Here is a 2,566-nt window from a genome sequence, read left to right on the forward strand (position 1 = left end):
GCTCCGTCCCGTTCCCGTGGGACTCCACGCCGGTCGCGGCGTGCTCCGCGCTGGTCGCCGCGGGCTCTGCGCTGGTCGCCGCGGGCTCTGCGCTGGTCGCCGCGGGCTCTGCGACGCTGCCGGGAAACTCCGTGCTGGGGGCAGCAGGCACCGTGCCGGTCTCAGGGGACTCCGCGCTGGTCGCGACAGAGTCCACGCCGGTCCTGGCGGACTCAACGCCACTCCCGGCAAGCTCAGCGTCAGCCCCGGCGGGCTCCACGTCAGTCGCGGCGGGGCCCGTGCCGTCCGGTGCCGTGGGCTCCGCGGGCTCGTCGTCCAGGATCTCGCCGGTCGTCATGTTGATCGCGGGGGCGGCGGGTGCGGACTGGGACAGGGCGATCACGATGGCCTCGGCCGTTTTGCGGCCCACCCCGGGGACCTCGCAGATCTGGTCGATCGTCGCCGCGCGGAGCCGCTTCACGGAGCCGAAGTGCTTGATCAGCGTCCGCTTGCGGGCGTCGCCCAGGCCCTTCACCTCGTCCAGCGGCCCCGCCTTGAACCGCTTGGCCCGCTTGGTGCGCTGGTAGGTGATGGCGAAGCGGTGCGCCTCGTCCCGCACGCGCTGGAGGAGGTAGAGCCCCTCGCTGGTGCGGGGAAGGATCACCGGGTCGTCCTCGTCCGGGACCCAGACCTCCTCCAGGCGCTTGGCCAGGCCGCAGACCGCGATGTCGTCGATGCCCAGCTCGTCCAGGGCCCGCTTGGCGGCGGCGACCTGCGGCTGGCCGCCGTCGACCACGACGAGCTGCGGCGGATACGCGAACCGCTTGGGCCGCCCGTCCTCCTCGATGAGGCCCGCGGGACCGACCTCGCCGCCCTCGCCGTCCTCCGCGTCCTCGGGCGACCACTCACCGGTGCGCTCCTTCTCGGAGAGGTAGCGCCGGAAACGGCGGGTGATCACCTCGTGCATGGAGCGGACGTCGTCCTGGCCCTCGAAGCCCTTTATCTGGAAGCGGCGGTACTCGCTCTTGCGGGCCAGACCGTCCTCGAAGACCACCATCGAGGCCACGACGTCGTCGCCCTGGAGATGCGAGATGTCGTAGCACTCGATACGCAGCGGGGCGCTGTCCAGCTCCAGCGCGGCGGCGATCTCCTCCAGGGCGCGCGAGCGCGTGGTGAGGTCGGAGGCGCGCTTGGTCTTGTGCAGGACGAGGGACTGCTGCGCGTTCCGCGCGACGGTCTCCATGAGGGCCTTCTTGTCGCCGCGCTGCGGGATGCGCAGCGAGACATTGGCGCCGCGGCGCTCGGTGAGCCACTCCTGCACCGGCTCCAGCGGGTCGGGCAGGGCGGGCACCAGCACCTCCTTGGGCACGGTGTCACCGCTCTCCTCGCCGTACAGCTGCTGGAGGGCGTGTTCGACCAGGTCGCCGCTGGTGACCGCCTCGACCTTGTCGGTGACCCAGCCGCGCTGGCCCCGCACCCGGCCGCCCCGGACGTGGAAGATCTGGACGGCGGCCTCCAGCTCGTCCTCGGCGAGGGCGATGAGGTCGGCGTCGGTGGCGTCGGCGAGGACGACGGCACTCTTCTCCATCGCCTTCTTGAGCGCCTCTATGTCGTCGCGCAGGCGCCCCGCCCTCTCGTACTCCATCTCCTCGGCGGCCTCGGCCATCTGCCGCTCCAGGCGGCGGATGTACGTGCCGGTGCGGCCCGCCATGAAGTCGCAGAAGTCCTCGGCGAGCTCCCTGTGCTCCTCGGGGGTGACGCGCCCCACACAGGGCGCCGAGCACTTGCCGATGTACCCGAGCAGGCAGGGACGGCCGGTGCGGGCGGCGTTCTTGAACACGCCCGCGGAGCAGGTGCGCACCGGGAAGGCGCGCAGCAGCAGGTCGACGGTGTCGCGGATGGCCCAGGCGTGGCTGTACGGGCCGAAGTACCGCACGCCCTTCTTCTTGTGGCCGCGCATCACCTGCACGCGCGGGAACTGTTCGTTCAGCGTCACCGCGAGGTAGGGGTAGCTCTTGTCGTCGCGGTACTTGACGTTGAACCGGGGGTCGAACTCCTTGATCCAGGAGTATTCGAGCTGGAGCGCCTCGACCTCGTTGTTGACCACGGTCCATTCGACGGAGGCGGCGGTCGTGACCATGGAGCGCGTGCGGGGGTGGAGGCCCGCCAGGTCCTGGAAGTAGTTCGCCAGGCGCTGGCGCAGGCTCTTGGCCTTCCCGACATAGATCACCCGGCGGTGCTCGTCGCGGAATTTGTAGACCCCCGGGGCGTCGGGGATCTGTCCCGGCTTGGGGCGGTAGCTGGAAGGGTCGGCCATGACGGACAGCCTACTGGCGGGCGCTGACAGTACGGATCAGCCCGCGGGACCACCGGCCCGGACGGTGATCACATCGCCCGGGGCGACCCGGTCGTGCAGCGTGCGGGCGTCGGCCGGGCGCAGCCCGAGCCAGCCCTTGGTGACGTCCATGTGCCCCGGCGCCTTCTCGTTGTAGGTCAGGGCGACGGCGTAGTTGGTGCCGCCGTCCGGCGTGCGCAGCTCGACGACCCAGGGCAGCGTCAGGTCGTAGTCGTCGAGGCCGGTCTGGCC

The 2,566-nt window shown here is 71.2% G+C and carries 1 protein-coding gene and 1 pseudogene; both read right to left on the minus strand.

Translation table 11 applies throughout. The features are described 5' to 3' along the window. On the minus strand, positions 1 to 2,296 hold a 2,296-nt coding region (gene uvrC, locus AB8Z36_RS37040; RefSeq protein ID WP_369217776.1), incomplete at its 3' end, for an excinuclease ABC subunit UvrC. A gap of 36 nt (positions 2,297 to 2,332) precedes the next feature. Then, positions 2,333 to 2,566 (minus strand): annotated as a pseudogene (locus AB8Z36_RS37045) (hypothetical protein); the annotation flags it as partial.

The sequence above is a fragment of the Streptomyces flavofungini genome, assembly GCF_041028215.1.
GTDB lineage: Bacteria > Actinomycetota > Actinomycetes > Streptomycetales > Streptomycetaceae > Streptomyces > Streptomyces flavofungini_B.